This is a genomic window from Prochlorococcus marinus str. MIT 0918, assembly GCF_027359415.1.
GTDB lineage: Bacteria > Cyanobacteriota > Cyanobacteriia > PCC-6307 > Cyanobiaceae > Prochlorococcus_E > Prochlorococcus_E marinus_C.
In genome coordinates this window covers 1582891-1607508 of sequence record NZ_CP114780.1, presented here as the reverse complement: position 1 = coordinate 1607508, position 24618 = coordinate 1582891, and the positions used below count along the sequence as shown (strand labels likewise).

The window sequence follows — 24618 nt, the reverse complement described above, 5'->3', positions numbered from 1 at the left end:
CTCTAACTCAAGAATTAAACATAAAATCTATAAATTCAAAATTTTAAACTTATAAATTTCATGCATCTATGAGATGCTTTATTCTTTCCAGACTTAAATCTATGCAGTTGTCAAGGTTCTGCTGAATACAACTGGTATTTATCAAATACCAGTGAGCCCAGCGTCTTATCAGCCTATTTAATTAAATAGAGGAATGATAGGAAGCTAGGGTCAATTCAGTTGAACAAATTCTAGATCAATCAAAACAAAGTTATCTCCATTAAATCAGTTATCAGGCAGTTGATCAGTGGAGGTAAGCGGACTCGAACCGCTGACATCCTGCTTGCAAAGCAGGCGCTCTACCAACTGAGCTATACCCCCAACAACGAATGGGCCATCCTGGACTTGAACCAGGGACCTCACCCTTATCAGGGGTGCGCTCTAACCGCCTGAGCTAATAGCCCAGGAGAAAGTTTGTTAGGTGTGACCTAGACAAGTTTAGGAACTAAAATTAATAACAAAATAAAAGTGATTAATCATCTTATTTTAGAATCAATCTGAGGTACCGATCGACCTAAGGTGACAGGATTAAGGCCTAAAATAATTATTTAGACATCATAATCAACTATTTGTCTCCCTGTTAGGAGGTGATCCAGCCGCACCTTCCGGTACGGCTACCTTGTTACGACTTCACCCCAGTCATTAGCCCCACCTTCGGCGTCCTCCTCCACAAGGGTTGGAGTAACGACTTCGGGCGTGGCCAACTTCCATGGTGTGACGGGCGGTGTGTACAAGGCCCGGGAACGTATTCACCGCAGTATGCTGACCTGCGATTACTAGCGATTCCTGCTTCACGTAGGCGAGTTGCAGCCTACGATCTGAACTGAGCCACGGTTTATGGGATTTGCTTGCTCTCGCGAGTTTGCTGCCCTTTGTCCGTAGCATTGTAGTACGTGTGTAGCCCAGGATGTAAGGGGCATGATGACTTGACGTCATCCACACCTTCCTCCGGTTTATCACCGGCGGTCTTTCTAGAGTGCCCAACTAAATGCTGGCAACTAAAAACGTGGGTTGCGCTCGTTGCGGGACTTAACCCAACATCTCACGACACGAGCTGACGACAGCCATGCACCACCTGTCACTGCGTTCCCGAAGGCACCCTCAAATTTCTAAGAGGTTCGCAGGATGTCAAATCCTGGTAAGGTTCTTCGCGTTGCATCGAATTAAACCACATACTCCACCGCTTGTGCGGGCCCCCGTCAATTCCTTTGAGTTTCACACTTGCGTGCGTACTCCCCAGGCGGAACACTTAACGCGTTAGCTACGACACCGAGGGGGTCGATTCCCCCGACACCTAGTGTTCATCGTTTACGGCCAGGACTACAGGGGTATCTAATCCCTTTCGCTCCCCTGGCTTTCGTCCATGAGCGTCAGTTATGGCCCAGCAGAGCGCCTTCGCCACTGGTGTTCTTCCCGATATCTACGCATTTCACCGCTACACCGGGAATTCCCTCTGCCCCTACCACACTCAAGCCCAACAGTTTCCACTGCGATGATGGAGTTAAGCTCCACGTTTTTACAGCAGACTTGAAAGGCCGCCTGCGGACGCTTTACGCCCAATAATTCCGGATAACGCTTGCCACTCCCGTATTACCGCGGCTGCTGGCACGGAATTAGCCGTGGCTTATTCCTCAAGTACCGTCATATCTTCTTCCTTGAGAAAAGAGGTTTACAGCCCAGAGGCCTTCATCCCTCACGCGGCGTTGCTCCGTCAGGCTTTCGCCCATTGCGGAAAATTCCCCACTGCTGCCTCCCGTAGGAGTCTGGGCCGTGTCTCAGTCCCAGTGTGGCTGATCATCCTCTCAGACCAGCTACTGATCGAAGCCTTGGTGAGCCTTTACCTCACCAACAAGCTAATCAGACGCGGGCTCATCCTCAGGCGAAATTCATTTCACCTCTCGGCATATGGGGTATTAGCGGTCGTTTCCAACCGTTATCCCCCTCCTGAGGGCAGATTCCCACGCGTTACTCACCCGTCCGCCACTAACCCGAAGGTTCGTTCGACTTGCATGTGTTAAGCACGCCGCCAGCGTTCATCCTGAGCCAGGATCAAACTCTCCGTTGTAGATCAAACCCTATTGCTAAAACCCTAATAAATAAGTGTTTCAACTCTGTCTGACTTGCTTATACCACTAATTTCAACACTGGCGTACTGAAAAAGTAGATTTAGCCACCTTAATTTTTTTAAGGGTTCAAAGAGTGCACTAAGAATATTTTCTTGTGACTTTCCGAGATCTCAGATCCGGTCATTGCCTAAACCTAATATCAATAATTGCATGAGAATGAACGTGAATTCCAGACCCATTTAATTTGCAAAAGGCTTATGCAATTAATTTCTTTTGACGGGACCTCACACTTCTATCGCATTTTCATTCATTTCCGTTCATAAGAACAAAATGAACGCGACAAAAGCGTCAGTTCCTAAACTTTTTAATTGTCCAGGTTCTGCCTTGACTCTTTATCAAAGAGTCTTGGCTTTGTGACCAAGAAGATCACTCTTAGGAACCTACATCAGCAGATGGATTGCTCCACATTTGATGTAAGGGCTTACTAACAAAGGCTGGATAAACCTACCTTGTTAAAAGAGCCTTAAATCAGGTTTTAGCCTAATTCACACCCAGTCCTCAATTTTAGACTACAAACCTCTCTAAAGGCAACATAGAAATATAGAAACAGCATCTAGATGAGATTGTTTTTATTTCCTATGATAGAGACAGCTTGTCATAACAAGCTTTTGGGAATTGCATCAAAACACACATAAATGCCAGAACGATTTAGCCAACAACGCCAAAGAGTGCGTCCTAACTCTAACGAAGAAGCGGTTATCAAAAGAGCTAAGGAACACTTTGAACGTTCTCTAATCAGAATTGATGGTCAGTTAGCAGGAAGTGTGGCAGCTCTTGAACACCCTGCCAATAATGATGCATTGAATTACGGAGAAATTTTTTTAAGGGATAACGTTCCCGTGATGATTTATCTACTCACCCAAAAAAGATATGACATAGTCAAAAAATTCTTAACTGTCTGCCTTGACCTTCAAAGCACTAGTTATCAAACCAGAGGGGTTTTCCCAACAAGCTTTGTTGAAGAAAACAACGAATTAATTGCAGACTATGGGCAAAGATCAATCGGAAGAATTACCTCTGCTGATGCAAGCTTATGGTGGCCAATATTATGTTGGCTTTATGTAAGAAAAAGCAAGGATACAACCTTTGGAATCAGCCAAAAAGTACAACGAGGAATTCAGCTTCTGCTAGATCTTGTTTTGCACCCGACTTTCGAGGGGACCCCTGTTTTATTTGTCCCAGATTGCTCGTTTATGATTGATCGTCCTATGGATGTATGGGGAGCACCTTTAGAAGTAGAAGTTCTTCTTTATGCCTCATTAAGTAGTTGTGTAGAACTAATGGATCTAAGCAGTAAAAATCAAATAAGCAGATTATTAGACCAAAGACTTCTTTTAACAAGGCAATGGGTTCATGATCTGCGCCAATTTCTTCTGAAGCATTACTGGGTAACGAGTAAAACTATGCAAGTCCTAAGAAGAAGACCCACAGAACAATATGGAGAAGATCAACATCAAAACGAATTTAATGTTCAACCTCAGATTGTTCCTTCATGGCTTCAAGATTGGTTGGAAAATAGAGGGGGATATTTAATTGGAAATATTCGAACTGGAAGACCTGATTTCCGTTTTTATAGTCTTGGCAATTCTCTTGCTTGCATGTTTGGTGTCCTCACAGCGCCTCAACAAAGAGCCCTATTTAGATTAGTTCTTCATAATCGAGAACACTTAATGGCCCAAATGCCAATGAGGATATGCCATCCTCCTATGGAAATAGAAGAATGGCAAAATAAAACTGGATCAGACCCTAAAAATTGGCCCTGGAGTTACCACAATGGAGGTCATTGGCCTAGCATTCTTTGGTTTTTTGGTGCGTCAATTCTATTACATGAACAAAGATATCCAAAAGCAGACGTCTTGCTAATGGGGCAAATGCGATCTCTATTAGAAGAATGTTATTGGAGTCATCTCAATCAACTGCCTAGACAAAAATGGGCAGAATATTTTGATGGCCCTACAGGAACATGGGTAGGTCAACAATCAAGAACTTATCAAACATGGACAATTGTTGGATTCTTACTCATGCACCATTTCTTGAAGGTTTCTCCAAAAGACGTATCAATGCTTGATTTAAATAATTAAATCAAAGTAGTCAATTACACTAACGTTAAGGTTTTTTAGAAAAGGCCTAAAGTTAAGGATTTATCAATTGGCAAACAAGCTCCTATGCCTAAATAAATTGTCAAAGCAGTACCGAACAAGAAAAAGCCCATTGCTACAGGTCTCCTAAAAGGATTAGAAAACTTATTTACATTTTCAATAAATGGAATAAGCATTAATCCAAGAGGAATAAGAGTCTGAAGTGCTATTCCCAAAAGTTTATTAGGAACAACTCTAAGGATTTGGAACACAGGATATAGGTACCACTCAGGAAGAATTTCTAAAGGTGTTGCGAAAGGATTAGCCTTATCTCCTAAAAAAGCAGGGTCCAAAACAGCAAGACCTACTACACATGCAATTGTTCCAAGAATGACAACTGGGAAAATATATAAAAGATCATTTGGCCAAGCTGGTTCACCGTAATAATTGTGCCCCATACCTTTGGAAAGTTTTGCTCTCAGCTTTGGATCTGATAAATCTGGTTTTTTAAGAGTGGTCATAACTGAAAAAAATATGTATAAAAAATGATTTAAGAAAATTTGAAATGAGTAAAACCTATTTCAAAATAAAAGAAAATCATAAATCACAATGGTCCTGAGATCCCCTGTTTTCTAATCATAAGAAAGTGCATAAGCATGAAAACAGCAAGCGTCCATGGGAGTACGAATGTATGAAGGCTGTAAAAACGAGTGAGAGTAGTTTGGCCAACACTCTCTCCCCCACGAAGTAATTCGACCATAAAATCTCCAACAACTGGTATTGCAGCGGGAACACCCGAAACAATCTTCACAGCCCAATAACCAACTTGATCCCAAGGAAGAGAATATCCAGTGACACCAAACGCAACAGTAATAACTGCCATAACCACACCCGTTACCCATGTAAGTTCTCTTGGCCTTTTAAACCCTCCTGTTAAATACACCCTAAAAACATGCAAAATAAGCATAAGAACCATCATGGAGGCACTCCAACGATGAACTGATCTAATAAGCCAACCAAAACTGACATCAGTCATCAAATAACTGACTGAGTTATAAGCCTCTGTAACTGTTGGCTTATAGTAAAAAGTCATCGCAAAACCCGTTGCGAATTGAATCAAGAAGCAGACAAGTGTGATTCCTCCAAGACAATAAAAGATGTTTACGTGGGGAGGTACGTATTTTGAAGTGACATCATCAGCAATGTCTTGGATTTCAAGTCGTTCCTGGAACCAGTCGTAGACAGGTGAGGAGTTCGCCATTTATCGAAAAAACTTGATAATTTAATAACAACACTCTACTGAATGTGCCTCATGGTTCGTGTAATTGATTAATCCAATGCTTCCAAATGTAAAAACCTGTTCAAAAATTTTTCGGCAGTTTTTGATTGTCATAATCAGTTTTGGGTTGCTCTTCTCAATATTCTCAGAGCCTGTGCTTGCCCTAAACGATGGGCAGCAACTGGTTTTAGAAACTTGGAATATTGTCAATGAAGGATTTCTTAATCCTCAAAAGTTTGATGAAGTTCAATGGAAACGATTAAGACAACAAGCTCTTGAAAAACCAATTACAACATCTGATGAAGCATATTCTGCAATCGAAACAATGCTTCAGCCTCTAGGAGATCCATATACCAGGCTTTTAAGACCTAATGATTTTCAATCAATGAAAGGAAGCAATATTGGTAGTGAAATTAATGGAGTCGGATTACAACTAGGGGCAAGAAATGAAGACGGTGAAATCATTGTTATATCTCCTTTAGAAGGATCACCTGCATTTGATGCAGAAATAGTTAGTGGATCAATTTTACTTAAAGTAGATGGCGAATCTCCCAAAAGGCTTGGGTTAGAAGCAACAGCATCAAAACTTCGCGGGGAAACAGGCTCAAAAGTTTTAATAGAGATCCAAACACCACAACAAGAAGAAAAGGAAATTGTCCTTGAGAGAAGAAGTGTTGACTTAAGACCAGTTAGAACTCGAAGAATAAGAAATGAAAACCATACGCTTGGATATTTAAGAATCACTCAATTCAGTGAAGCAGTCCCTGAACAAGTGAAAGAAGCTTTGCAAGAACTTTCTGAAAAAGAAGTCGAAGGCATCGTCTTAGATTTACGAAATAATTCAGGAGGGTTAGTCAGCTCTGGTCTTGCAGTAGCTAATGCTTTCTTAAGTGAACAGCCAATTGTAGAAACTAAAAACCGCAATCAAATAAATGATCCTATTCCTTCTAATAAAGAAACTCTTTATGATGGCCCTTTAGTAACTCTAGTAAATGGAGGTACAGCAAGTGCCAGTGAAATACTTGCTGGTGCACTACAAGACAACAAAAGGTCTCTGCTCTTAGGACATAAAACCTTTGGGAAAGGCTTAATCCAAACTCTTACTAACCTTAGTGATGGCAGTGGTCTTGCCGTTACAGTTGCAAGCTATTTAACTCCATCTGGCAGAGACATTCAAAACTTAGGAATTGAACCTGATAGATATCTAGAGATACCGGAACCTCTTAATCCTGGAGGGACAGAAGATAGATGGTTGCAAGATGCTGAGCTTTTTATGGAAGCCAATCTTGATCTGCAAAGCATTGAAGAAAATCAAACAGAGAAATCTGAAAATACCGAGCCAATTGATTCGGAACTATCTGATTTATAAAATTTAATGGCATCAAGGACTTATTACGACCCTCTACACAAGGGGATAACGCTCGATGAGAAAATCCCGGAAGAAGCAATGGTTATAAATTTGATTGATTCAGAGCCATTCCAAAGACTTAGAAGAATAAAGCAACTTGGTCCAGCCTCGTTAACTTTTCACGGGGCAGAATCAAGCAGGTTCACGCATTCACTTGGAGTATTTCACATTGCACGAATAGCATTAACCCGATTAATAAAAATAAATCCAGAATTAATTAAATATCGTGGGCTCTTATATGCATCATCTCTTTTACATGATATTGGACATGGTCCATTAAGTCACACCAGTGAAGAAATGTTTGATTTAAAGCATGAACACTGGTCAGGGCAAATAATAAGAAATCATAAGGAGATTGGATTGATACTAAATAATCTACAAAGTTCACTAAGTCATGACACTGCCAACCTAATCCAAGGCAATGAAGTTGAGTGTAAATTAATTAAAACATTAGTTAGCAGCCAATTAGATTGCGATCGACTTGATTATCTAATGAGAGATAGTCATAGTTGTGGTATCAATTATGGTCAAATTGATTTAGAAAGAATATTATCTGCATTAACAATTGCTCCAGATGGTGATCTTGCAATTAATCCAAAAGGAATATTAGCTGTAGAACATTATTTAGTGGTTAGAAATTTAATGTACAGAAGTGTTTACAATCACCGTTTAAATGAGGTTTGCAATTGGTTGCTTGAAAAGATTATTAAAACGGCAAAAAAACTAGGCCCTAATAAAATTTGGTCAGACAAATGCTTAGCAGAATGGTTATGGAATTCAAGTAATATGGACCTTCAAACATTCTTAGAAAATGATGATATAAGAACGAATTATCATATAATGAAATGGGAGAAAGAATCACCCGAGCCACTTAAATCACTTTGCAAAAATTTTATTCATAGAAGACTATCAAAAGCTGTAAATATTGAAGATTTTAACAATGAAGACCAGTTGATCATCCTTTCAAAAATAAGGTCTTTTTCAGAAGCTCATGGCCTTGATCCGAACTTAAGCTGCGGCCTTAGACATAATAATTTCCTGGGCTATCACCCTTATAAAAGTGGCTTAAGAATATGGGATGGTGAAAATCTCAATGCAATAGAACAAAAGTCATTACTAATAGAAAAATTAATAAGCCCTTCTAATAATGCATGGCTTATTTACCCTAAATCAATTCACAGTAAAGTAGAAAAACTTTTAGTAGGATTCAGAAAGTTTCAAAGAAATTTATAAACTAAGAAAATTAGCATGACGAATTCTTCTTCATATCAAAAAATAATTTTTCCAACCTCATCAAAACTAGATTGGCGCTTATATCTTTATACAAATTTAAAGACTCTTGAGTCAGTTTATTTAGAAATTGATTGCAATAATTGTTATTTAAATTGTAAAGATATAATGGAAATTCAAATGATGTGTGAAAGAAAAAAAATTAAAATTGATTCTATAAAGTCTACAGTGATTGAAACTATTATTAGTTCTTCCTCATTAGGAATAAAAGCAACCTTAGACCTTAAAGTTAATAAAAACAATCAACCTGTAAATCCAGAAGGAAATGATTTCTACACAACCAATCAAGAAAAGACTCGAGAAGTTTTTTTTCACCAAGGCACACTAAGGTCTGGCCAATCTATAGAAGCAATAAATGATCTTCTTGTACTTGGCGATATCAATCCAGGTGCAATCGTGACGGCTGGTGGAGATATCTTGATTTGGGGCAGGCTACTAGGGATAGCTCATGCAGGAAAAAATGGGAATATCAACTCCACAATTTCTGCATTAGAACTTCGTCCAGTTCAATTAAGAATTGCCAATACCATTGCTCGTGGGCCTGAGGAAAAGCCGGAAGAAGGTTTAGCTGAAGAAGCAAGCCTAGAAGATGGAAGAATTGTTATTAAACCAGCAAGAACCTCATTAGCAAAAAGATAAACGCTTTACTGAGAAGGCTTACTACAACTTAAAAGTAATGAACTTATCAAAAATTAATTTCAAAATCTATTTTTCTGATTATTGATATTAGAGGAAATCCAATTAATATTATTCAACTTCGAAGTAGTCCGTGGAATCAGATACAAGAGTGATTCTTATTTGCTCAGGCAAAGGAGGGGTTGGCAAAACAACTCTTACGGCCAATCTAGGCATTTCTCTAGCAAGGCAAGGTTCCCCAACTGCTGTTTTAGACGCTGATTTTGGCTTGCGTAATTTAGATTTATTACTAGGGCTAGAAAACCGTATTGTCTATACAGCTCAAGAGGTTTTAGAAGAAAATTGCAGGCTAGATCAGGCTTTAGTTCGACATAAACAAGAACCAAATTTGTCTCTTTTGCCTGCTGGAAATCCAAGGATGTTGGATTGGCTTACCCCAGAAGACATGAAAAAAATAGTGGAAATGCTCAGCAGCAAATTTGATTATGTTCTAATTGATTGTCCTGCAGGAGTGGAAGATGGTTTTAAGAATGCTGTGGCAGCATCAAAAGAAGCCATTGTAGTAACCAATCCTGAAGTCTCAGCAGTTAGAGATGCTGATAGGGTTATTGGTTTATTAAATACAAATGGAATCAAACCAATTCAATTGGTTTTAAATAGGGTTCGTCCCAAAATGATGGAAAATCAAGAAATGTTATCCATTGATGATGTAACGGATATATTGGCACTTCCACTACTAGGACTTGTACTAGAAGACGAGCAAGTGATTGTTAGTACCAATAGAGGAGAACCTTTAACACTTAGTGGCAGTCAATCTCCAGCAGCAAGATGCTATTCCAATATTGCAGGAAGGCTTAAAGGGGAACAAATCCCATTGATAGATCCTTCTAAAGAAGGAACTGGATTTCGAGACAAGTTCCGTCGTTTGATGCAAACAAAAATTTTTTAAATCATGACCTTAAGAGACATCCTCAACAAATTATTTGGGCGACAACCTGCAAGTGCCGCAAAAGCTAGGGAAAGGCTTCAATTAGTACTTGCTCATGACAGATCTGATCTTAGTCCAGATCTTCTTGATCAAATGAGAGAAGAAATTCTAAAGGTAGTTGCTAAATATGTAGAGATAGATATGGATGGTGGGGCAGTAAGCCTGGAAACAGAAGATAGAATGACTGCATTAGTAGCAAATTTACCTATCAAAAGAACCCTAACAGGAGAAATAAAAATGAAAGAAAAACAATCTACTGAGACATCAGAAGAAGTCCCCAACCAAGCCTCTATTGAAAGCTGATGCTAAATACTAATTTTTTATCCTCGTACTAATTATTTGGAAATCATTCCTCATTCAACTAATCTATAAAAACATGCCGGCTTAGCTCAGCGGTAGAGCAGCGCTTTTGTAAAGCGAAGGTCATCAGTTCAAATCTGTTAGCCGGCATAAAATCATCTAGAGCCTTTAGAAATTTTGAAAGTATCTTTGCCTGAGAATAACCAAACCAATAAAAATAAAATTAATATCCCCAAGCTTCTAAGCTCAAAGAAACCAGTACTAGCAACTATGAAAGGATTTAAAATCCAATGAAAGAAAGCCTGGAGAATTAAAACTAATAAAAAAAGCCAACCCATTATTGATATAACTCTATAGGTAGGACAGCACCTTTTCTCAATAAACTCCAAACACCTGATGACTTCCACTCAATAACAGTGCTGGCTTCTCCTGACTGGGATGGCCAAGGGATAGGGCCTAAAAAAGGTAATTCAGGAAAACACTTTGCAACTTCTAAGGGTTCAACAGAAGGGCATTGTCCTGAAAAATTTGCACTTGTGGTAGCTAAAGGTCCGCTTTTTTTTAGAAAGTCTATTGCTAAATCGCATGCAGGAATTCTCATGCCTATAGAACTGCCCGATAAATTAAGTTGTTGAAGATTTTCACCAAAAGAAGGCAGAACCATAGTTAGAGAGCCTGGCCAATAAATCGAACTCATTCGAGAGGCATCTTCTAATGCATTTGGCAAAACAGCCTCAAATAAATCTTCTTCTGATGCCCCCATAAGAATTAAAGGCTTATTGAGAGGGCGTTTTTTGATTTCCCATAATCTGGAAGCATTCTTAGGCAAAGTTGCCAACGCAGGCAATGTGTCAGTGGGGAAAACAACAGCTGAACCTTTTTCCAGAAAAAAAAGTAATTCGTTTGATTGTGTAAAAGGTTTATCCATTACAAAACTATCGAATTAAGGATGCCTAGCCAATGCAAACCGACGAACACCTTCAAGATCATTTTCAAAATTAACTTTATCTAAACCTTCATTCCTTAAAAGTTCCAGAATCGAATCACTTTGGTCAAAATCATGTTCCAATAACAACCATCCTCCCTTCCGGAGGCCTTTCATAGCTCCTTGAACAATTTCGCGTAAAGAGTTCATGCCATCCTTGCCTCCAGAAAGTGCCAAATGTGGTTCATGATCTCTAACCACTAAATCAAGATCTTGCAATTTTGCATTACTAATATAAGGAGGATTTGCAACAACCAAATCAAATTCACCCCACCAGGATCTTAAAGGCTCCCACCAATAACCTAAGTGCAAAAGAATCTCAGCATTCATTACTAATCCTTTTATATTTTTTTTAGCCAGCTCAAGCGCATCTTTACTGCAATCAACTGCATGGCCATACGAGTCAGGCAAAGATCTTCCTAAAGCAACTGCAAGTGCACCTGAGCCTGTACCTAGATCTGCCCATCTTGAAAAATTATTACCTAAGGATAGAGCTTTATTTAAAGCTATATCGACCAAAAGTTCTGTTTCTTGGCGAGGTATCAAAGCAGAAGAGTTTACTTCTAACTCAAAATCTCTCCATGGACACCTCCCCAAAAGATACTGAAGTGGAGTGTGATCATTTAAATGTTTAGTCCAAAGCAAAGCAAGCTCATCAAGTGAAAAATCAAGCTTATGACTAGTATTTTGAAAAATTTTTATCTTTTGGACTGTACTCCAACCTAGTCCTCCTCCTATATCTAACAACCAATCAAGATCTACAGCTCTACCTCCTTTTAATAACTGATCTCTTCTCCAATTCAAGATTTGTTTTGAGGAATAAAATGTGTCTAAAGGCATTTCTCTAAAAAGTTGACCCAGCCTGCAAAGCAATAAGTGCTTTGGAAATATGATTTGGTCCTTTTCTCAATAAATGATCACCTGAATTATCTCTTCTAAGAATAACAAGATCAACAACGGCTATCGCAGCAGATTTTTCAGAATCCTTGGAAAGATGAGTTTCCCATCTCCATCGGGGTCCTTTGCCTTGATAGATCCAACTTTTAAGTAGAACATTATCACCATGCAAAAGTGGAGAAATATATTTAACTCTTAAGTCCACTACTGGCATTTCATACCCTTGCAAGGACAAATCCCCATAACTTAACCCAACCTTAGAAAGAGCTTGAACTCGTGCCTCTTCAAGCCACATCAAATATGAGCCATGCCACATAACTCCTGCATGGTCTGTGTGCTGAGGTAATACAACTTTTTGAAGCACCCAAGGTTTTATCTCATTTTTTTCATCCATACCCTATAAACCTCTTCTGAAAAGAGTCCTAAGCTTGAAAAGTTTTGGAACCAAATCACATAAAGAGATAGAAGCTCTAAGGAAAAAAGAGCTTCTATTGAAAAACTTCTGGATGAGGTTTTAAAAACTAAGCCTTAGGTCCTAGCTTTCCTTTACCTGAATCTGAGAAAAAGCTTGATTTTTCTCCGTCACTTGTGGAGATATATAGTCCTACTAGGAAAATCGTTGGAACTCCAACGAAAAGCAAGCTGATAATAAAACCGAAATTTGTGGTTTCCATGAACTCAAGAAGCCGCTAAATCAAATTAATTGATTCAACTATAAAGGCAGAAGACACATCTCAAACGTAAAGAGCTTGCAAAATGAGATCTTGTAACGAGAAAGCATGTATTTTTAAATTTTTAGTTGCAAATAGCCCAAATCATTTTGGAAGAACCTTAGATAAAGCTTCTTGAACCAAATTTTGACAATTAGCTGGAGGGGCTTGAGGCTTAGTAAGAACAACCAAAGAAGAATTGACAAGGCATTGACAAGCCAATCGCCAATTAGAAGGCCTATTCCTAAGTTTTATTTTTTCAACCTCTGTTAGAGGAGAAAGAGAGTTTTTATCTCCACCTTCAATAGCAACAAAGCAGGTAATACACTGTCCACACCCTCCGCAATTTCCAATACTCCCTTTAAAACCATAAAGTTCAAGTCCCTCTTTTAAGGCAACTTCGCGAAGATTTGCTCCTTTTAGACACTTAACATCTCTTTCTTCTCTAACAAAACGAATAAAAGGCATGGTTGCAAAAGTAACAATTGTAGTATTCAATTTTGACTGGTCATACTGCCAAACGTGGCGAAATAACTGGCAAAAAGAACATTTAGACTGATTTTTCACCCCTTTAAATACCTTTTAAAAAGTTTCTGGAATATCAACAGTCGTTTCAGCTGAACACAACCAGCCCCGTCTTAGTTCGAAGAACCTTTACGATCAACGGGTCTAGCTGCATTAAGCAGCTTCGTTACTCGAAACTTAACCCATGGGATTGCCCTGGTATCGGGTGCACACAGTCGTAATCAACGATCCTGGCCGACTTCTGGCCGTGCACCTCATGCACACAGCTTTGCTAGCCGGCTGGGCCGGCTCCATGGCCCTATATGAATTGGCCATATTTGATCCTAGCGATCCAGTCTTGAATCCTATGTGGCGCCAAGGCATGTATGTCATGCCATTTATGGCCCGCTTAGGCGTAACAAGTAGCTGGAATGGTTGGGACCTAACTGGTGGTGTCGGATCATTCGACTTCGATTCATTAGGGTTCTGGGGAAAAGCTCTTCCTTATTCAACTTTTGAAGGCGTCGCAGCAGGTCATATTATCTTCAGCGGTCTATTAATGCTGGCAGCCATCTGGCATTGGACTTACTGGGATCTGGAACTCTGGGAAGACTCCCGAACAGGAGAGCCAGCATTAGACCTTCCTAGAATTTTTGGTATACACCTTTTACTTGCAGGACTTGCTTGCTTCGGTTTTGGGGTATCACTATCTTCTGTAGGAATGTGGGTCTCTGACCCATATGGACTTTCTGGACATGTCGAGAAAGTTGCACCAGTTTGGGGAGCTGCCGGCTTCAACCCCTTTAATGAAGGGGGGATAGTCGCCAACCATATTGGTGCTGGTCTTATAGGAATAATTGGTGGTGTATTCCATATCACAAATAGACCTGGAGAAAGGCTATATAGAAACCTCAGGATGGGAAGTCTTGAAGGAGTTCTAGCTAGTGCTTTAGCAGCAGTTCTTTTTGTCTCTTTTGTAGTCTCTGGAACTATGTGGTATGGGTCAGCCACAACTCCAATTGAGTTGTTTGGACCAACCAGATACCAATGGGACTCAAATTATTTCAAAACTGAAATCAACAGAAGAGTTGAAGCTGCCATAGCTGATGGTGCTAGTAAAGAAGAAGCTTATTCAGCTATTCCTGAAAAACTAGCTTTCTATGACTATGTAGGGAATAGCCCTGCCAAAGGCGGTCTCTTCAGAGCAGGTGCATTGGTTAATGGTGATGGTGTTCCTACTGGCTGGCAAGGACATGTTTCCTTCCAAGATAAAGAAGGTAATGACCTTGATGTTAGAAGGATGCCAAACTTCTTCGAGAACTTCCCTGTAATTCTTGAAGACAAAGACGGTAATGTTCGCGCTGACATTCCATTCCGTCGTGCAGAAGCCAAGTACTCATTTGAACAAACTGGCATTACTGCAACCGTTTATGGCGGTGAGTTGAATGGACAAACATTCTCTGATCCAGTTGTGGTTAAGCGTTTAGCACGTAAAGCTCAACTAGGAGAATCATTTAAGTTTGATAGAGAACGCTACAAGTCAGACGGTGTCTTTAGAAGCTCACCAAGAGCTTGGTTCACATATGCTCATGCATGTTTCGGACTGCTCTACTTATTTGGTCATTGGTGGCATGCTGCCCGGACTCTATACCGTGATACCTTTACTGGTGTTGATCCAGATATTGGTGATCAGGTCGAATTCGGTCTCTTCAAGAAACTTGGAGACGAAAGTACTCGCCGTGTACCTGGGCGTGCATAAACGCAAGGAATCTTTAGCATTATCTAACCCATGGAAGCCTTCTCCTACGTCCTCATTCTCACTTTGGCAGTAGTGACATTATTCTTCGCAGTCGCATTCCGCGATCCCCCGAAGTTTGACAAAAAATAACTGTCACCTCAAAATCCCCACTTAAAAAGTGGGGATTTTTTTTATTTACATGAAAAATTATTAATCGCTCTTCAGCCTGTTAATAAAGGAATTTAGATATTTTTGAAGAATTAAATTACATTAGCCCTTCTCATAATTCGAAAGAATGCTTAAAGTTAGTTAAATTCAATTTATCTATAGGGCAGTATGCAATGCCCCTCTTGCCAAAACACTGACAGCCGAGTCCTCGAATCACGTTCTGCAGATGCAGGGAAATGCGTTAGAAGACGAAGAGAATGTCTTAATTGTGATTTCCGTTTTACTACCTATGAAAGGGTAGAAACTGTTCCAATTAGTGTAATAAAACGAAGTCATGCAAAAGAAATATTTTGCAGAAGTAAGCTCCTTAATGGACTTACAAGAGCTTGCGAAAAAACGGCAATTAGCTCACAAAAAATTGAACTAATTGTAGATGAAATCGAAACTCAACTTCAACAGAGGAATTTAAAAGAGATAAGCAGTTCAGATTTAGGAGAAATGATACTTTTTCAATTAAAAGAGATTAATGAGGTTGCTTATATTCGTTTCGCTTCCGTATATCGTCAATTTAATGGGATTAATGATTTTATTGATACTTTGGAGAGTTTTAAACCTTCAAAGAAGTTTGCAACAATAACCTAATAGCTGAGGTGTAGAGTGTTGGGTATCTTTAACTTTTAGGTTGGCAGGCCTAAAAGTTAAAATTTTTCGCATTGCCTAAAAGGCATACTGTCTGAAAAACATGTCTGAAAACTCTTCTCCACCTGTTCCAGAAGTAGAAATAGAAACCACTGAGAGCGACAGTTCAGGTGCAGAATCAAAAGAAACAAACTCTTCGCTTCCTGAAAAAGAATCTTCTCAAGAAGAATCTTTCCAAGCAGAAGAAATTCCTTCCGCAGATGATCCAAATAGCAGAGTCAAAAAATATGATTTTGATGGAGCTGGATTTTCCCTTGAAGAATTTGATTCATTATTAGGAAAATATGATTACAACTTCAAGCCAGGAGACATCGTTAATGGAACTGTCTTTGCATTAGAAACAAAAGGAGCAATGATTGATATAGGGGCAAAAACCGCTGCCTTTATGCCTATGCAAGAAGTTTCGATTAATCGTGTTGAAGGGCTCAGCGATGTATTACAACCATCTGAGATCAGACAGTTTTTTATAATGAGCGAAGAAAATGAAGATGGTCAGCTATCTTTATCTATTCGACGTATTGAATATCAAAGAGCATGGGAACGGGTAAGGCAACTTCAAAAAGAAGATGCAACAATTTACTCTGAAGTGTTTGCAACAAATAGAGGAGGTGCTCTTGTAAGAGTAGAAGGGTTACGAGGTTTTATTCCCGGGTCTCATATAAGTACAAGAAAAGCCAAAGAAGAACTTGTAGCTGAATATTTGCCTCTTAAATTTTTAGAAGTTGATGAAGAAAGAAACAGATTGGTTCTTAGCCATAGAAGAGCCTTAGTTGAAAGAAAGATGAACCGTTTAGAAGTAGGAGAGGTTGTAGTGGGAGCTGTACGTGGAATCAAGCCATATGGAGCATTTATAGATATAGGAGGAGTTAGCGGACTACTGCATATTTCAGAGATCAGCCATGAACATATTGAGACACCTCATTCTGTATTGAATGTAAATGATCAAATGAAAGTTATGATAATAGATCTAGATGCTGAAAGGGGTAGAATTTCGCTTTCAACAAAAGCATTAGAACCTGAACCAGGTGATATGCTGACTGATCCTCAAAAAGTATTTGATAAAGCAGAAGAGATGGCCGCAAAATATAAAGAAATGCTTCTCGAACAGGCAGAAGAAGGAGATAATCCTATTGCTTCAATGGAGATTTAATCTAATTATTTGCGATGCAAGAACTCCTTCTTAGGGGAAAGTCGATCGGGAAAATTAAAGGAATTTTATTTGATAAAGATGGTACATTAGTTAATAGCGAAAAGCACCTAATCAAGCTTGCTAGTCAAAGGATATTAGAGGCTATAAATATATGCAAACAAAACAATTACTCTTCGAGACTCATATCTGAGATACACCTCTTACTTCTGAAAGCTTATGGGCTAACACTTGATGGTATCAATCCTAATGGAGCAATTGCAATTGCTTCAAGAAAAGATAATTTAATATCTACAGCTACTGTTTTCTCGCTAGTTGGTGAACATTGGTCAAAAGCAGTAAATTATGCAACTTATATTTTCAACAAAGCAGATGAAACTATGGCTTTTTCAAATCATGAATATAGATACAAAGAACTTGAACCAGGACTGCTTAATTTTATTAATATCCTGCATAGAAATAATATAAAACTAGCAATCATTAGCAATGACTCTAGAAATGGAATTTATACTTTTTTAAAAGATAAAAAGCTAGAGAAAAAAATCCCAATTTTTTTGGGCTCTGATGACAATCCCCAAAAGCCTAGTCCAGGTGCTATTAAAAAGGTTTGTAAATTAATAAACTTAAAGGCTAGCGAATGTGCACTAATTGGAGATTCAGATACAGATTTAAAAATGGCCTCTGAAAGTAATATAGCTATCATTCTTGGATATACAGGAGGCTGGAAAACCCCTCCTTTACTATATGAATATCATCACATGTTTCACCATTGGGATGAATTGAGTTTACAACAAGCTTATATAATTAAAAGCTAGAAAATCTAATTAGGAAAAGTTTAAATAACAATGGACCGCTTCATTTTTACTTCTGAATCTGTCACAGAGGGTCATCCTGACAAAATCTGTGATCAAGTTAGTGATGCAATTCTAGATGCTCTTCTAGAACAAGATTCGCAAAGTAGAGTTGCTTGTGAGACAGTTGTAAATACAGGCCTTTGTCTCATTACGGGAGAAGTCACTTCCAAAGCAAATGTAGATTTCATTAATGTTATAAGAAATGTAATCAAAGAAATTGGATATAGAGATGCAAAAGCAGGGGGGTTTGATGCAAACAGCTGTTCGGTATTAGTGGCATTAGATCAACAATCTCCTGATATTGCTCAAGGAGTCAATGAGGCGAATGATCATAATGGAGACCCTTTCGACAAAGTAGGGGCTGGCGATCAAGGCATTATGTTTGGTTTTGCTTGTGATGAGACCCCTGAGCTAATGCCTCTGCCAATTAGCCTTGCTCATAGACTTTCCAGAAGATTGGCAAAGGTTCGTCATGAAGGAGTTTTGAAATATCTTTTACCTGATGGGAAAACACAAGTAAGTGTTCTATATGAAAACAATCAACCAATTGCTATAGATACTATTTTAATTTCTACACAACACACTGAAATTGTAGAAGGGTTCTCTTCTGAAACAGAGATTAGAAATCAAATCAGTAAAGACTTATGGGAATTTGTAGTCAAGCCAGCAACAGAAGACCTCTCTATTAAACCTATAAAAAACAGCACTCGTTTTCTTGTTAATCCTACTGGAAAATTTGTAGTAGGAGGACCTCAAGGGGATGCTGGCCTAACTGGGCGTAAAATTATTGTTGACACATATGGTGGGTATGCAAGACATGGTGGAGGTGCTTTTTCAGGTAAAGATCCAACCAAGGTAGATAGATCTGCAGCATATGCAGCAAGATTTGTAGCCAAATCACTTGTATCAGCAGGTTTTGCAAAAAAAATAGAAGTTCAGCTCAGTTATGCCATCGGAGTAGCAAATCCTGTATCTATCCTGGTTGAAACTTTTGGCACTGGTAAACTCTCCAATCAAGAACTTACCGAAATAGTGCAAAAGAATTTCGACCTTCGGCCAGCTGCAATTATTGAAAAATTCAATCTCAGAAAACTACCTAAAGAAAGAGGCGGCCGCTTTTATCAAGATGTAGCAGCTTATGGGCATTTTGGGAGACCAGATCTAATGTTGCCTTGGGAGAATGTAAAAGAAAAAGTAATTGAATTAACTTAGCCAACTAATATCCCCCTCGAATGAAAGAAAAAGATTTAGTACTAGGAATTGACCTGGGGACTAGTGGTGTTCGACTAGCAATTATTAATAACAATCAAAAGCTTATATACAGCGCTTCAGAACACTATTTAAAAGGGTTAGAACATGCTAAAGACTGGTCAAATACCTGCAAATCACTTATTCTAAAAATACCTTCTGAAATAAAAAGTAGACTAATAGCCTGTTCTATAGACGGAACCTCAGGGACACTTTTAGGGTGCGACTATGAAGGTAATCCAATAGGATTAGCCATTCCTTACTATAATCAATGTATTAATAAATATACTAAGCTTGAGAAACTTTTCAATAAAAAATCTAGCTGGTTTTATACAAACAGCTCTATAGCAAGAGCTTTTCATCTTATTGATAAATATGGTAAAGATATATTATTAAGACACCAGGCAGATTGGATAAGTGGTTGGTTTTTAGATGATTGGTCTTGGGGTGAAGAAGGTAACAATATTCGATTTGGTTTGAATTTAATGAAGAAGTCTTGGCCTAACAAGTTAAAAGATCTTGGCTGGAATAAGTCATTACCAATTATTGTCCCAAGTGGAAGTTTGATTGGAGAAATTGCACCTAGCAAAGCAAAAGAATTAGGCTTACCTAGTTCGCTTAAAATAATTGCTGGGACTACTGATTCTAATGCCTCAGTACTTGCAACAGATGCAACATCTTCTGATGGAATAACTGTCTTAGGAAGCACCATAGTCATTAAACGCTTTGTTAAACATCCGCTCAAAGGTGTAGGAATTACAAACCATCTAGTTGGAGGTAGATGGCTTGCAGGAGGTGCTTCAAATACTGGTTGTATTATTCTAAAAAAATTCTTTAATGATCAATTATTAGCTGAATTATCTAGACAAATTGATCCAGAAACAAATAGCGGTCTTTCCTATCTTCCATTAACAACAGAAGGGGAAAGGTTCCCAATTAACGATCCTTTTTTAAGGCCCATTCTAGAACCAAGGCCAATCAGTGATTCTTTATATCTCCATGGGATCCTAGAAGGGCTGGCTAAAATAGAAGCCCTAGGTTGGGAAAAAATTTCAGAGGTTACATTAGATAATCCCAAAAAGATCATTACTATCGGAGGTGGCTCTAGGAATCCACAATGGAGGCGCATTAGAGAAAGGATGATTGGTGTCCCTATACACACCTGCACAAATCAACCAGCAGAAGGGGTTGCACGTCTAGCCTTAAAAACAATGTCATAAAATTTCCCAAAAAATCTTGAGCGACTTAACAGCTTCCAAGAAACCAAGAGTTCATAAATCAAAGATTTTTGCCTCATAGTAATTAGCGTTGATATAAAATAAAAGCTAGGAATTCATTCCAGACCTATTTGCCGGGATAGCTCAGTTGGTAGAGCAGGCGACTGAAAATCGCCGTGTCCGCAGTTCAAATCTGCGTCCTGGCACCATTCTTTATTCCATAACCTCATAAAAATCATTCATAACAGCAATGGTTACATTAATTCCTATTAAAGAATATTTAACTTTATAAACCTCACTCTGCTATCAAATCAATAAACAGTACTTATATCAAATTTTCTTAAAATATTTTTAATGCATAAAGCAATTTTTCATAAAGTAAATCTATAAAACATGGCTCTCAAAAGGTCATATAAAGAAAATCTCATATAATGTAGTTAATAATTGAGCAAAAGGACTTTCCCAATATGCATAGCCAAAGTAATACCTATAATAATGCAGATAGTTTTGCAATGATTTTTGATGAAGAATGGAAAAGGGAAGAGCTTATAGGCAATAAAAAGCTAACAAAAGAAGAAAAAATAAAAAAAATTATTGAAAAGAACAAAGATCACCCCTTTATCAAATCTTCTCCTTCTAAGGCAATAAGCGTAGCAAAATTTCGTTTACGCTTACTTAACCTTGAATAACAAAAATCATTATAAAAAATAGAATTTATATAATATTAATCATCTATAGATAAGATAATTAAATTACAAGAAAACCATCTTGAATAAAAAAACGCAATTGCCGATTCTTAATCTACTGAGACTTGGATTATTTCAGGGATGCTTAGGTTCTCTAGCAGTAATCTTCGCAGGGATGCTCAATCGAATTATGATTACTGAGCTAGCATTCCCTGCATTACTTGTAGGCGGAGGATTGGCTTTTGAGCAACTAGTTGCTCCTACACGGGTACTTTTTGGGAATATCTCAGATAGATGGCCAATTAGAGGCAGAAGAAGAACTCCATATATTTATATAGGGTCTATAGCTTTTTGTTCTTTAGCTGTATTATCAATACCCATAATTTTCTCAACTGGAAAAGCATTACAACAAGGTTCATGGGAGACAATTACATTAAGTGTAATTGGCTTATGTACATTATTTGCATTGTATGGATTAGCCATATCAATGTCTACTACGCCTTATTTAGCTCTGGTTATTGATCTAACAACTGAAAAAGAAAGGCCTAAAGCTGTTGGTATAATTTGGTGCATGTTAACAATCGGGATTGTAGTTGGGGCTATTGCAATTTCAATTACAACTAAAAATTTAGATGGGATAACTGATCCAGCACTATTACAACCAACACTTCAAAAATTTATGCTTAGAGTAAGTAGTATAATATTTTTAATTGTATTAACTTCATGTTGGGGTATAGAGCCAAAAGGCTTAAATAAAAATGAACTAGGTGACCGTAAAAATAAAGAAATAGGATTAAAATCTGCCTGGTCTTTAATTACCTCTAGTAAACAAATTTTTATTTTCTTTAGCTTTTTGATTTGTTATACCTTAGGACTTTTTCTCCAAGATCCTATACTTGAAAGCTTTGGAGCGGAAGTATTTAATTTACCTATTTCTAAGACTACTTTACTTAATGCTTATTGGGGTATAGGAACACTTTTTGGACTATTAATAGGAGGGTTATTAATTATACCTAAAATAGGAAAATTCTCTTCGGCAAAACTTGGCTGTTGGATGATTGCTATGTCTTTAGGGCTATTAATTATAAGTGGTGCAGTAGAAAATAGTAATTTACTCTTTAGTGTTTTATTTATTTTCGGCATATCAGCAGGAATAGCAACAAATAGTGCTTTATCTCTAATGCTTGACCTTACTTTACCAGAGGTTGCTGGAACATTTGTGGGAGTATGGGGGCTTGCTCAGGCTCTATCTAGGGCTATGGGGAAATTAGCTGGCGGTGGATTATTAACTTTAGGAAGGGCCTTTATAAATAATCCTATGGCCTCATTCTCTTTTGTTTTCTCAATAGAAATAGTAATTATTATCATATCTATATATCTACTTAACAATGTAAGTATCAATAGGTTTAAAAAAGATACTTCTGCAAAAATGGAAGCTATAATGATGTCTGAATTAGATAGTTAATCATTCATTATTCTTTCATTCATTAGACTGGAATTGGTATTATGCCATTTATTTCAAAACATCAATTCGAAATTAAATTATCAGATATTAGCGATCGAGCATCATTTAGCTATGGGAAAACAAGGGCTTCTGGAAGCAAAGACACTTCATATATTATGCATATAAGAAGTGCATGCATGCCTGGTCAAGAACAATTATTTGTAAATACCTCTAAATCAAATTCAAGCGATGCATACTCTGCAATACAGTCAAGATCACTCTATAAAAGGGAAAGGTATATAAAACAAAGAAATAGTATTGGCCTTAAATATACACATACTGCAAATAAGTTATTTACTTATAAAAAATTTTCTCCTTTCAGTGATCAATCTCTTCAAATAGCTATTATTGCATCATATAAGCAAATATTTGGGAATATACATATCATGCAAAGTCAAAGATTGATAGATCTTGAAAGACGCTTAAGAAATGGAGATATACCAATTAGAGAATTCATAAGAGGCTTAGCACAATCAAACTTGTATCGTTCCAACTTTTTTGAAAAAGTAAGTCAAACAAGATTTATAGAGCTTAATTTTATGCATTTATTAGGAAGGCCACTCCTTAACATTAAAGAGCTTCAAAATAATATTAGTTTAATTAAGAAAATAGGATTTCAAGGTCATATAGATACTTTAATTAATTCATTAGAATATGAAGAATTCTTTGGAGCAGATACAGTCCCTTATCAAAGGTGTTGGAACTCCCCATGTGGAAGCAAGACATCAAGTTTTATAAAAACAGCTTCATTTAGAAAAGGTTTTGCTACAAGTGATAGCGTAATTTATAATTAGAGTATTAGAAATATGAACATTAAAAGGCCTCCATCCAATACAAAACCTGGAGACCAATCATCTCAAACGCCCTCTGGCAAGAAAGTCCCAATGGCAATGTCTATGATGGTGGATTCGATGGTTAGAATGATTCAGCAAGGGAGTGATAACAATGAAAATATGAACTCCATTAAATCATCAAATAATCCAGATGGAGATTGAAGAGTTTATCAATAAAAGTGAGGGCGAATGGAATTCAATGAGAAGTGGACATTCACTTGCTTTCAAGCAATTTGAAGAGATTGTCAGCCATATAAAAATCACAAAACTTAAACAAGATGATTCTCAAGTCCAGTATTATCTAAATAAGAGTCAATATTCACAAAGGACACCTACTTGCCCCTTCAAAATAGAGTGGGAAGGAATTTCTGACTGGTCAGACAAAGATGATTTTAAAGGTTCTAGCCTTTTAATCCCTATACAAAATAAATCCAACTCAGGAATGATATTAAAAAGCCTAGGTTATGCTGAAAAGATTGAATCAATTTCGAATTATCATTTCCTATCAGATTGCACACTAATATTATCAACAGAATACGAGGAAACAGTCGCTGAAGAGAGAATATGGTTTATTAATAGTAATTTAAGATGTCGATCATCAGTAATTAAATCATTAAAAAATAAATCTATTCTGCAAACCTCATTTGCTTCTGAATTACGTAAAATATTTTAAAGTTAAAGTGTCAAAGATAATTTCTGATGAATCCTCTGAAATAGTATTTCTGAATATGTTATGTGGTAAATTTAGCAATAAAATTCAATCATTTAATTCCCCAAGTTTATTTGCTCATATTAATATTTACTTTAGGCAATTACCCTCATCATTATTAAAAGGTTTAAGCATATACTCTGAACAAAGCTATGATTACTCTCCATGGGAACCATATAGACAAGCAGTTCATGAATTATCAATAAAAGATAATATTCTAATATTAAAGAATTATAAGATCTTAAATCAGGAGCGAATTGCAGGAGGGGGGTTTAGATCAGAACTTTTAAAGTCAATTAAAAAAGATAAACTATTGCTAAGAAAAAGTTGTGAGATGAATTTCATTGAAATTAAAGCTAATACATATTATGGATATCTTAATAAGAATTATAAATGTATAATCGAAAAAGATGGCAAGGAAACATACCTTTTAAGCAAAGTATTTCTTGATAAAGATAAATTTATTAGCCTCGATGAAGGTTTTGATCTTAAAACGAATAGAAAGATTTGGGGGTCAGAACATGGTCCATTAGAATTCAATCGTGTTTTAGAAACTCCTTAAATGTAGACAATTT

The 24618-nt window shown here is 37.6% G+C and carries 26 protein-coding genes, 4 tRNA genes and 1 rRNA gene; 21 read left to right on the top strand and 10 right to left on the bottom strand.

Features of this window, described 5'->3' with window-relative positions; all coding sequences use genetic code 11:
- Window positions 1–287: 287 nt before the first annotated feature.
- The 3 genes from O5636_RS08720 to O5636_RS08710 all read right to left on the bottom strand — a co-directional run bounded on the left by O5636_RS08720 (window position 288) and on the right by O5636_RS08710 (window position 2104).
- Window positions 288–360: transfer RNA gene (locus O5636_RS08720), tRNA-Ala, on the bottom strand.
- Window positions 361–369: 9 nt separating this feature from the next.
- Window positions 370–443 (bottom strand) — tRNA-Ile (locus tag O5636_RS08715).
- 176 nt (window positions 444–619) lie between these two features.
- Window positions 620–2104 (bottom strand): 16S ribosomal RNA (locus O5636_RS08710).
- A 696-nt stretch (window positions 2105–2800) separates the two neighbouring features.
- On the opposite strand from O5636_RS08710, the gene O5636_RS08705 reads away from it, so the two are divergent.
- Window positions 2801–4246, top strand: coding sequence for a glycoside hydrolase 100 family protein (locus tag O5636_RS08705; protein WP_269622406.1), 1446 nt, complete (start codon window positions 2801–2803; stop codon window positions 4244–4246).
- Between the two features lie 35 nt (window positions 4247–4281).
- On the opposite strand, the gene petD is transcribed toward O5636_RS08705, so the two are convergent.
- Together petD and petB are read right to left on the bottom strand one after the other, a co-directional pair.
- Entirely contained in the window at window positions 4282–4764 is a 483-nt protein-coding gene (gene petD, locus O5636_RS08700) for a cytochrome b6-f complex subunit IV (protein ID WP_269622404.1), read from the bottom strand.
- Between the two features lie 83 nt (window positions 4765–4847).
- The gene (petB, locus tag O5636_RS08695; protein WP_269622403.1) at window positions 4848–5504 is read right to left on the bottom strand and encodes a cytochrome b6; all 657 of its coding nucleotides are present in this window, start codon (window positions 5502–5504) and stop codon (window positions 4848–4850) included.
- A gap of 76 nt (window positions 5505–5580) precedes the next feature.
- Between petB and ctpZ the strand changes: the two genes are divergently transcribed.
- The 6 genes from ctpZ (at window position 5581) to O5636_RS08665 (ending at window position 10294) form a co-directional block, all read left to right on the top strand.
- Window positions 5581–6891, top strand: coding sequence for a carboxyl-terminal processing protease CtpZ (gene ctpZ / locus O5636_RS08690; protein WP_269622401.1), 1311 nt, complete (start codon window positions 5581–5583; stop codon window positions 6889–6891).
- 6 nt (window positions 6892–6897) lie between these two features.
- Window positions 6898–8163, top strand: a complete 1266-nt coding sequence (locus O5636_RS08685) for an HD domain-containing protein (RefSeq protein WP_269622400.1) — start codon at window positions 6898–6900, stop codon at window positions 8161–8163.
- 15 nt (window positions 8164–8178) lie between these two features.
- The gene (gene minC / locus O5636_RS08680; protein WP_269622399.1) at window positions 8179–8859 is read left to right on the top strand and encodes a septum site-determining protein MinC; all 681 of its coding nucleotides are present in this window, start codon (window positions 8179–8181) and stop codon (window positions 8857–8859) included.
- Between the two features lie 130 nt (window positions 8860–8989).
- Window positions 8990–9805, top strand: a complete 816-nt coding sequence (gene minD / locus O5636_RS08675; protein WP_269622398.1) for a septum site-determining protein MinD — start codon at window positions 8990–8992, stop codon at window positions 9803–9805.
- Window positions 9806–10147 carry a cell division topological specificity factor MinE gene (gene minE, locus O5636_RS08670; protein ID WP_269623579.1) on the top strand — a complete coding sequence of 114 codons (342 nt, stop codon included), beginning with the start codon at window positions 9806–9808 and terminating at the stop codon, window positions 10145–10147.
- 75 nt (window positions 10148–10222) lie between these two features.
- Window positions 10223–10294: transfer RNA gene (locus O5636_RS08665), tRNA-Thr, on the top strand.
- A 187-nt stretch (window positions 10295–10481) separates the two neighbouring features.
- Here the strand turns inward: O5636_RS08665 and O5636_RS08660 are convergent.
- The 5 genes from O5636_RS08660 to O5636_RS08640 form a co-directional block, all read right to left on the bottom strand.
- Window positions 10482–11072: an L-threonylcarbamoyladenylate synthase gene (locus O5636_RS08660; RefSeq protein ID WP_269622397.1), complete on the bottom strand. Its 591-nt coding sequence runs from the start codon at window positions 11070–11072 to the stop codon at window positions 10482–10484.
- A 15-nt stretch (window positions 11073–11087) separates the two neighbouring features.
- The gene (prmC, locus tag O5636_RS08655) at window positions 11088–11969 is read right to left on the bottom strand and encodes a peptide chain release factor N(5)-glutamine methyltransferase (RefSeq protein ID WP_269622396.1); all 882 of its coding nucleotides are present in this window, start codon (window positions 11967–11969) and stop codon (window positions 11088–11090) included.
- 4 nt (window positions 11970–11973) lie between these two features.
- Window positions 11974–12420, bottom strand: coding sequence for an acyl-CoA thioesterase (locus O5636_RS08650; RefSeq protein ID WP_269622395.1), 447 nt, complete (start codon window positions 12418–12420; stop codon window positions 11974–11976).
- Window positions 12421–12547: 127 nt separating this feature from the next.
- Window positions 12548–12700 carry a photosystem II reaction center protein PsbM gene (gene psbM, locus O5636_RS08645; RefSeq protein WP_269622394.1) on the bottom strand — a complete coding sequence of 51 codons (153 nt, stop codon included), beginning with the start codon at window positions 12698–12700 and terminating at the stop codon, window positions 12548–12550.
- A 141-nt stretch (window positions 12701–12841) separates the two neighbouring features.
- On the bottom strand, window positions 12842–13204 hold the full coding sequence (locus tag O5636_RS08640; RefSeq protein ID WP_269623578.1) for a 2Fe-2S iron-sulfur cluster-binding protein: 363 nt from the start codon (window positions 13202–13204) through the stop codon (window positions 12842–12844).
- Window positions 13205–13445: 241 nt separating this feature from the next.
- On the opposite strand from O5636_RS08640, the gene psbB reads away from it, so the two are divergent.
- From psbB to O5636_RS08570, 14 genes are all read left to right on the top strand, one after another.
- Window positions 13446–14999, top strand: a complete 1554-nt coding sequence (psbB, locus tag O5636_RS08635; protein WP_269622392.1) for a photosystem II chlorophyll-binding protein CP47 — start codon at window positions 13446–13448, stop codon at window positions 14997–14999.
- 30 nt (window positions 15000–15029) lie between these two features.
- Window positions 15030–15128, top strand: coding sequence for a photosystem II reaction center protein T (locus tag O5636_RS08630; protein ID WP_269622391.1), 99 nt, complete (start codon window positions 15030–15032; stop codon window positions 15126–15128).
- A gap of 186 nt (window positions 15129–15314) precedes the next feature.
- Complete coding sequence (gene nrdR, locus O5636_RS08625; RefSeq protein WP_269622390.1) at window positions 15315–15788, top strand: transcriptional regulator NrdR; 474 nt, start codon at window positions 15315–15317, stop codon at window positions 15786–15788.
- Between the two features lie 100 nt (window positions 15789–15888).
- Window positions 15889–16995 (top strand): 30S ribosomal protein S1, encoded by a 1107-nt coding sequence (locus O5636_RS08620; protein WP_269622389.1) that lies wholly within the window; start codon window positions 15889–15891, stop codon window positions 16993–16995.
- Window positions 16996–17009: 14 nt separating this feature from the next.
- Window positions 17010–17807 (top strand): HAD family hydrolase, encoded by a 798-nt coding sequence (locus O5636_RS08615; protein WP_269622388.1) that lies wholly within the window; start codon window positions 17010–17012, stop codon window positions 17805–17807.
- 30 nt (window positions 17808–17837) lie between these two features.
- Window positions 17838–19058, top strand: a complete 1221-nt coding sequence (metK, locus tag O5636_RS08610) for a methionine adenosyltransferase (protein WP_269622387.1) — start codon at window positions 17838–17840, stop codon at window positions 19056–19058.
- 20 nt (window positions 19059–19078) lie between these two features.
- The gene (locus O5636_RS08605) at window positions 19079–20314 is read left to right on the top strand and encodes an FGGY-family carbohydrate kinase (RefSeq protein WP_269622386.1); all 1236 of its coding nucleotides are present in this window, start codon (window positions 19079–19081) and stop codon (window positions 20312–20314) included.
- Window positions 20315–20444: 130 nt separating this feature from the next.
- Window positions 20445–20520, top strand: a tRNA-Phe gene (locus O5636_RS08600).
- A 258-nt stretch (window positions 20521–20778) separates the two neighbouring features.
- Window positions 20779–21000: a hypothetical protein gene (locus O5636_RS08595; RefSeq protein ID WP_269622385.1), complete on the top strand. Its 222-nt coding sequence runs from the start codon at window positions 20779–20781 to the stop codon at window positions 20998–21000.
- 172 nt (window positions 21001–21172) lie between these two features.
- On the top strand, window positions 21173–22462 hold the full coding sequence (locus tag O5636_RS08590; protein WP_269623577.1) for a PucC family protein: 1290 nt from the start codon (window positions 21173–21175) through the stop codon (window positions 22460–22462).
- Between the two features lie 41 nt (window positions 22463–22503).
- Window positions 22504–23295 (top strand): phycobilisome rod-core linker polypeptide, encoded by a 792-nt coding sequence (locus O5636_RS08585; protein ID WP_269622384.1) that lies wholly within the window; start codon window positions 22504–22506, stop codon window positions 23293–23295.
- Between the two features lie 12 nt (window positions 23296–23307).
- Entirely contained in the window at window positions 23308–23496 is a 189-nt protein-coding gene (locus O5636_RS08580) for a hypothetical protein (protein WP_269622383.1), read from the top strand.
- Window positions 23486–24007, top strand: coding sequence for a phycobiliprotein lyase (locus tag O5636_RS08575; protein WP_269622382.1), 522 nt, complete (start codon window positions 23486–23488; stop codon window positions 24005–24007). The genes O5636_RS08580 and O5636_RS08575 overlap by 11 nt, the downstream gene beginning before the upstream one ends.
- Before the next feature lie 7 nt (window positions 24008–24014).
- Window positions 24015–24605, top strand: coding sequence for a chromophore lyase CpcT/CpeT (locus tag O5636_RS08570; protein ID WP_269622381.1), 591 nt, complete (start codon window positions 24015–24017; stop codon window positions 24603–24605).
- The last annotated feature ends 13 nt before the right edge of the window (window positions 24606–24618 follow it).